Below are 6,476 nucleotides of genomic sequence, written 5' to 3'. Positions count from 1 at the left end.
GCCTTTAGGGAGGAGCATGGGCATGCGCCGAAGCTGGCGAGACGGCATTAGCGCGAGTTGACGCGGGAGGCGTTGGCGGGACAGCGCCCCCCTCTGTCCTGCCGGACATCTCCCCCTCTTGGGGGGAGATTGGCTGTCATCCCTGCTTTCGCCAATCACGAACGTCGCTAGAAGGGCGCCGCCCGAACAAGCTGCCGATCTCCCCACTTGAGGGGGAGATGTCCGGCAGGACAGAGGGGGGCGCTTGGCGCCGGCCTCTCTGTTCCTGCAGCGGCATTCCGCACAGCCCACGCGGTTTTCGGCACAATTCCCCTGCTTCTTCTGCGCCATGGTCAAATCTTGCAACCACCCAAGGCCAGACACCATGAGCATCGTCGTTTTCGACCCCGACAGCACCGAGGATGTCGACTTCAAGGACCGCATGCGCCATCCGGCGGCGGCCGATCCGGCCGGCGGCATGTGGCTGTCCGACACCGAGCCGTCCTTCATCGATGCCGACGCCTTGCGCAAAGGCCGGCTCAACAAACTGCGCGGCTGGATGCGCGAGGCCGGTTATGGCGGCGTCGTTTTGTTCGACCCCTACAACCAGCGCTACGCCACCGGCTCGCGCAACATGTTCGGCTATTTCCTGCGCAACTCGACCCGCTATTTCTTCATTCCGGCCGCCGGGCCGATCGTGCTGTTCGAATATCCGCAGAGCTACCATGTCTCCATGGTGCTCGACACGATCGACGAGGCGCGTCCTTCGAAGCTCGTCTGGTCTTCCGTGTCGGGCCGCGACGACGAAACCGCCGGCCCCTTCGCCGACGAGATCGCCGAACTCTTGAGAAAGCACGGCGGCGGCTCGATGAAGCTCGGGCTCGACCGCTGCAGTCATCTGCAGGCGCTGGCGCTTGAAAAGCGCGGCTGCGAGGTTCGCGATTGCCAGGGCGAAATCCTCGCCGTGCGCGCGGTGAAGACGCCGGAAGAGGTGAAATGCCTGCAGGTGTCGATGGCGGGCGCCGAAGCCGCCGTCTATGCGGTGCGCGAGGCGATCAAGCCCGGCGTTTCCGAAAACGATCTGTTCGCCATCATGTATGGCGAGGTCATCCGCCAGGGTGGCGAATTCATCGAGACGCGGCTCTTGACCTCAGGCCAGCGCACCAATCCGTGGTTCAATGAAGCCAGCGGCCGCAAGATCAGGCCCGGCGAATTGCTGGCGCTCGATACCGACACGATCGGCTGTTACGGCTATTATTCGGATTTTTCACGCACCTTCCGCTGCGGGCCGGGCAGACCGACGCCTTATCAGAAATCGCTCTACCGCATGGCGCACGATCAGGTTCAGCACAATATTTCGATCGTGAAGCCCGGCATGGCGTTCCGCGAGATCGCCGAGAAGGCGTGGAAAATTCCGGACCGCTTCGTCGACCAGCGCTACACCTCGGTCATGCACGGCGTCGGCATGCATGGCGAGACACCATTCATCGCGCATGCCATGGATTACGAGACCTATGGCCGCGACGGCCATATCGTGCCAGGCATGGTGGTGAGCGTGGAAAGCTATATTGGCGAGAAGGGCGGCCGCGAGGGCGTCAAGCTGGAGGACGAAATCCTGATCACCGAGACCGGCACCGAGCTTCTTTCGCGCTTTCCGTATGAGGATGAGTTTCTGGAGAAAGAGATTTGATGGTGGTCTCCGCCGCTGGCCTACACGCGGTACTGAAAGCACTAGAGATTAGCCGCCACGCCTCTCGCTTCGTCATCCTAGGGCGGAGCAAGGAGCGAAGCGACGCGGCGCAGACCCTAGGATCCGCTCCGCTGCATCCTTCGACAAACATCACGGCATGGATTCCAGGGTCTTCGCGACGCCGCTTCGCGGCTGCTGCGCCCTGGAATGACGAAGTCGCGGGGCCTTTTCGGACAATCGTCCAAGCCTGCGCCAGCAGAGAAACAGCGTCAGCCGGAAAACCCTCCGCATGAAAGCCCCCATTTCCATCCGCCCCGACACGGTGGCCGCTGTGTTCATCGACCTGCAGGAAGAGCACCGGCGGGACAAGCGCTACCTTGTCGGGGGCTATGATAAAATCCTCGGCAACGTCCAGCGCCTGCAGGCGGCGGCGCGTCAAAACCATGTGCCGCTTTATCACTGGGCCTATATCGTCGATCTCGACAGCCAGGACCGGCCCTTCCATCCGGTCGGCGAAGACGGCAAGTCGGCCTTTTCCGACAAGAGCGACCCGCTGACAGAAATCTGCCACGAAGTGGCGCCGGCGAATGGCGAGGCGCTGCTAATCAAGGCCGAGGCCAGCGCCTTCCGCTCCGGTCCGGCTGGCGACCGACTCAAGGCTTCCGGCATCGAATGGCTCGTCATAGCTGGTGTGTGGACCGAGGCCTGTATCGACGCGTCGGTCAGGGATGCCGTGGCAAGGGGCTTTCGCGTGCTTTTGGTCAAGGATGCCTGCGGCAGCGGCAGCGCGGCCATGCACCAGACCGGCATCCTCAACCTTGCCAACCGGCTCTATGGCGGCGCGGTTACCGACACCGACGGCGCCTGCCGGCTGCTGGCCGGCGAGACGGTCACCGTCTGGCAGGTCGAAGGCTCGGTACCCCTGCGCTTCACTTTTGAAAACGCCGCCCGTCTCTATGCCGAGCTTTGACGTACCCCTCGGATTGAAATGACCAGCCGCGGCAAATATGGACCATGGCTCGACCCGGCGCTCTGGGCCTATATCGACAGCGTCAACGCCTGGTACCCGCCGGAGATTGCCGGCCTGCCGATCGACAAGCAGCGCGCGGTCTATGCGAGGATGTGCCGGGCCTTCCACCAGGGCCGTCCGCCCGGGGTCAAGGCCACCGACAGCCTGGTCGCCGCTTCGGACTATGATATCCCAGTCCGCCGTTACCGGCTCGCCGGCGCCACACCGCGCGCAACAGTGCTCTATTTCCACGGCGGCGGTTTCATCCTCGGCGGGCTCGAAAGCCATGACGACATCTGCGCCGAAATCTGTGCCGGCACCGGCTTCGACGTTGTGTCGGTCGATTACCGGCTGGCGCCCGAGCATCTTCATCCCGCCGCCTTCGACGATGCGCTGGCGGCTTTCGAATGGGCGGCGGCGACCAGCGAGCCGCCGCTCGTGCTCTGTGGTGAAAGTGCGGGTGGCAATCTGGCGGCGGCAGTGGCACAGGCCACGCGTCGCCATCCGCGCGCCGCGATCGGCCAGGTGCTGATCTATCCCGACCTCGGCGGCAACGAGGCGATCGGCTCCTACGTGGAACACGCCGATGCGCCGCTGCTGTCGACGAGCGACGCCGCCTTCTACCGCGACGTCCGCTCACCCAGGAAGCAATCGCCCGACGATCCGACCTTCGCGCCGCTGCGCGACCGCGACTTTTCCGGCCTGCCGCCAACGGTGATCATCACGGCCGAATGCGATCCGCTGTCGTCGGACGGCGAAGTCTATCGCGACCATATCCTGGAGGCCGGCGGCAAGGCCTGGTGGCACGAGGAGCCCCGCCTCGTGCACAGTTTCCTGCGCGCCCGCACGACCGTGCCGGCCGCTGCGGAGGCTTTTGCGCGCATCATTGCGGCCGCTGCCGCGCTGGGCCGGGGGGAATGGCCGTACTGAGGCCGCTCCTCGGATGGCTTTATGAGGACAGCGCCTGGGCTGCTTCCTGGGGGGAGGCTTTCAGCCACAGCGCCTTTTCGCCCAGCGTCGCGACCATGGCGGCGTGCGCGGCGCGCTCCGCTTCGGTCAGGCGGGGCAGCAGCGGCGCCGGACGCTCGGCAACGATGATCTCAATATGCCTGACATTGTTGCCGCCCTGGGCCGGCGCGGTGGCGCTGTCGAGGATCAATGCGGCCTGCTTGCCGCCGATCAGCTCGATATAGACTTCTGCCAACAATTCGGAATCGAGCAGGGCGCCGTGCTTGGTGCGCTTGGTGTTGTCGATGCCGTAGCGCCGGCACAGCGCGTCGAGCGAATTGGGTCCCATCGGGTGCTTGCGGCGCGCCAGGGCCAGCGTGTCGACGACAAGCCCGTTATCGACAGGCGGGTGGCCAAGCCGCCCGAATTCGACATTGAGGAAGCCGATATCGAAGGTGGCGTTGTGGGCGACCAGCTTGGCGCCTTCCGTGAATTTCAGCCATTCCTCGGCAATTTCGGCGAAGCTCGGCTTGCCCGCGAGATCGGCCGCGCTGATGCCGTGCACGGACTGCGCCTCGGCATGGATCGCGCGGCCTTGCGGGTTGATATAATGATGGAAGGTCCTGCCGGTCGGAAAGCGATTGACCAGCTCGACGCCGCCAAGCTCGATCACGCGGTCGTCGCGCGAATCGAGGCCGGTGGTTTCCGTATCGAAAATGATCTCACGCATCGAATCAGGTCGCTCCTGGGAGGAGAATCGCCAGACCGGAACAAAATGGCAATGGGCAATGCTGACGGCCTGCCGTCAGGAGCCCGACTTATCCCTTGATTTCGGCAACAATCGAAGCAACCGCCGCACGCGCGGCGGCCAGCCCCTCGCCGGTGTCGATGACGAAATCGGCCAGCCGGCGCTTTTCGGCATCCGGCACCTGCCTGGCCAGAATCGACGCCAGTTTTTCCTCGCTCATGCCGGGCCGCGCCAGCACGCGTTGGCGCTGGACTTCGGCCGGCGCCGTCACCACGACGACCTTGTCGACGCGGCCACGGCCGCCGGTTTCGAACAGCAGCGGGATGTCGAGGACCACGAGCGATTCGCCCGCTTCACGATGCCTGGCCAGGAAGGCATCGGCATCGGCACGGACCAGCGGGTGGATGATGGCTTCGAGTTTTTTCAGCGCCGCGGCATCGCCGAGCACGCGAGCGCCGAGTTTTGCGCGGTCAACGCTTCCGCCAACCGTGGTGCCGGGAAAGGCGGCCTCGACCAGCGGGGCCGCCTTGCCGGCATAGAGGCGGTGCACCGTCTCGTCGGAATCATGCACCGGCACGCCTGCTTCGGCGAACATCCTGGCCGTGGTCGACTTGCCCATGCCGATCGAGCCGGTGAGGCCGAGCACGATCATGATTTCGGCACCCGGGATTTGGACACTAGATCGGCAACGATGAGCGCGCGCAGTTCAGCCGTCACCTTCGGCCTGACGCCGAACCAGCGTTCGAAGCCGGGCACCGCCTGGTTGAGCAGCATGCCGAGCCCGTCGACCGTCTTCAGCCCCCGTGCCCGCGCGGCGGCGAGCAGGGGGGTCTCGAGCGGCACATAGACGATGTCGTTGACCACGGCGTGGGCGGGCAGATCCCTGGGGTCGGCGGCCAGATCCCCGTTGCCCTGCATGCCCAGCGCCGTGGTGTTGACCAGCAGGCCGGCGTCGCGCAGCAATTCGCCGGTCGCCGCCAGGGGATGCGCGGACACCCCGGCGCCAAAGCGGTCGCGCAATTCGATTGCCCGGGCGAGCGTGCGATTGACGACGCGGATATCACGGAGGCCGCGCGCCTTCAGCGCATGGATCACGGCACGGGCGGCCCCCCCGGCACCCAGCACCACGGCAGGGCCATTGGCCGCCCAGCCCGGAGCGTGGTCGTCGAGATTGGCGGCAAAGCCATGGCCGTCGGTGTTGCCGCCCCACAAATTGCCCTCCTCGAACCACAACGTGTTGACGGCGCCGATCTCGTCGGCCGCATGGTCGCGGCGCGCGACCCCGGCGAAAGCCGCCTCCTTGTGCGGGATGGTTACGTTGCCGCCGCGATAACCGTTCGCCTGCAGCGTCGCCAGGAATTCGGCGAAGTTTTCGGGCGCCACATCGATCGCCTGATAACTGCCATCAATGCCATGCTTGGCCAACCAGTGACCGTGGATCATCGGCGAGCGCGAATGTTTTATGGGGTGGCCGGTGACGAAGGCCTTTTTCGAGGTTTCAGCCATCGATGGCTCCCAGTGCGCGCAGTTCCGCCAGCAACGGCAGCAGCGGCAGGCCGACAATGGTAAAATGGTCGCCTTCGATTTTTTCGAACAGCTGGATGCCTTCGCCCTCGACTTGGTAGGCGCCGACACTCGACAATGCCTTGACGCCGACCCGAGCCAGATGCCGGCCGATGAAGGCGGGGTCGAGCTTGCGCATGGTCATCGAGGCGATGCCGACATGGCGCCACAGCACCTTGCCGTCGCGCACCAGAACGGCGGCGCTGTTGAGCTGATGGGTCTTGCCCGACAACGCCAGGAGATGGCGGCGCGCGCCCTCCACGTCGGCCGGCTTGTGGAACACCTCGTCACCCAAGGACAGCGTCTGGTCGCAGCCAAGCACCAGTGCCCCGGGCCGGCGCTCGCTGACTTCGGTGGCCTTGGCTTCGGCGAGCACCAGCGCGACGTCCTCGGGCGAGGCGCCGCTGTCCTGCAACGGCGCTTCCAGCGCCCGCTCGTCCAGCGTCGCGGGAACCGCCTCGATGTCGACGCCGGCATCGACCAGCATCGCCTTGCGGAACGGGCTGCCTGAAGCGAGGATGATTTTTTCTGTCATGATC

At 65.2% G+C, this 6,476-nt stretch carries 7 protein-coding genes; 3 read left to right on the top strand and 4 right to left on the bottom strand.

The genetic code is table 11. The features are described 5' to 3' along the window. The first annotated feature begins 364 nt into the window (after positions 1-364). From LB524_RS28095 to LB524_RS28085, 3 genes are all read left to right on the top strand, one after another. On the top strand, positions 365-1,669 hold the full coding sequence (locus LB524_RS28095) for a M24 family metallopeptidase (RefSeq protein WP_224531628.1): 1,305 nt from the start codon (positions 365-367) through the stop codon (positions 1,667-1,669). Between the two features lie 289 nt (positions 1,670-1,958). Next, the gene (locus tag LB524_RS28090; protein WP_224531625.1) at positions 1,959-2,639 is read left to right on the top strand and encodes an isochorismatase family protein; all 681 of its coding nucleotides are present in this window, start codon (positions 1,959-1,961) and stop codon (positions 2,637-2,639) included. Positions 2,640-2,657: 18 nt separating this feature from the next. Next, positions 2,658-3,608, top strand: a complete 951-nt coding sequence (locus tag LB524_RS28085; RefSeq protein WP_224531621.1) for an alpha/beta hydrolase — start codon at positions 2,658-2,660, stop codon at positions 3,606-3,608. Between the two features lie 19 nt (positions 3,609-3,627). Here LB524_RS28085 and dnaQ read toward each other — a convergent pair whose 3' ends face one another. From dnaQ to LB524_RS28065, 4 genes are all read right to left on the bottom strand, one after another. Beyond that, positions 3,628-4,356: a DNA polymerase III subunit epsilon gene (gene dnaQ / locus LB524_RS28080; RefSeq protein ID WP_015314803.1), complete on the bottom strand. Its 729-nt coding sequence runs from the start codon at positions 4,354-4,356 to the stop codon at positions 3,628-3,630. Positions 4,357-4,444: 88 nt separating this feature from the next. Continuing rightward, complete coding sequence (coaE, locus tag LB524_RS28075; RefSeq protein ID WP_224531619.1) at positions 4,445-5,026, bottom strand: dephospho-CoA kinase; 582 nt, start codon at positions 5,024-5,026, stop codon at positions 4,445-4,447. After that, on the bottom strand, positions 5,023-5,880 hold the full coding sequence (locus LB524_RS28070) for a shikimate dehydrogenase (protein ID WP_224531617.1): 858 nt from the start codon (positions 5,878-5,880) through the stop codon (positions 5,023-5,025). Before LB524_RS28070 ends, coaE begins: the two co-directional genes overlap by 4 nt. Then, a complete protein-coding gene (locus LB524_RS28065) occupies positions 5,873-6,472 on the bottom strand; it encodes a Maf-like protein (protein WP_224531615.1) in 600 nt (199 codons plus the stop codon). The genes LB524_RS28070 and LB524_RS28065 overlap by 8 nt, the downstream gene beginning before the upstream one ends. Positions 6,473-6,476: the final 4 nt, after the last annotated feature.

This window comes from Mesorhizobium sp. ESP6-5 (assembly GCF_020164695.1).
Classification (GTDB): Bacteria; Pseudomonadota; Alphaproteobacteria; order Rhizobiales; family Rhizobiaceae; genus Mesorhizobium; species Mesorhizobium australicum.
Note: the sequence above shows the minus strand (reverse complement) of the source record. Positions and strands in the feature narration are given on the sequence as shown.

What these genes read in the sequence shown, in the direction of transcription:
- LB524_RS28095 (WP_224531628.1), top strand. Translation starts at nt 365, where the DNA reads ATGAGCATCGTCGTTTTCGACCCCGACAGCACCGAGGATGTCGACTTC.
- LB524_RS28090 (WP_224531625.1), top strand. Translation starts at nt 1,959, where the DNA reads ATGAAAGCCCCCATTTCCATCCGCCCCGACACGGTGGCCGCTGTGTTC.
- LB524_RS28085 (WP_224531621.1), top strand. Translation starts at nt 2,658, where the DNA reads ATGACCAGCCGCGGCAAATATGGACCATGGCTCGACCCGGCGCTCTGG.
- dnaQ (WP_015314803.1), bottom strand. Translation starts at nt 4,356, where the DNA reads ATGCGTGAGATCATTTTCGATACGGAAACCACCGGCCTCGATTCGCGC.
- coaE (WP_224531619.1), bottom strand. Translation starts at nt 5,026, where the DNA reads ATGATCGTGCTCGGCCTCACCGGCTCGATCGGCATGGGCAAGTCGACC.
- LB524_RS28070 (WP_224531617.1), bottom strand. Translation starts at nt 5,880, where the DNA reads ATGGCTGAAACCTCGAAAAAGGCCTTCGTCACCGGCCACCCCATAAAA.
- LB524_RS28065 (WP_224531615.1), bottom strand. Translation starts at nt 6,472, where the DNA reads ATGACAGAAAAAATCATCCTCGCTTCAGGCAGCCCGTTCCGCAAGGCG.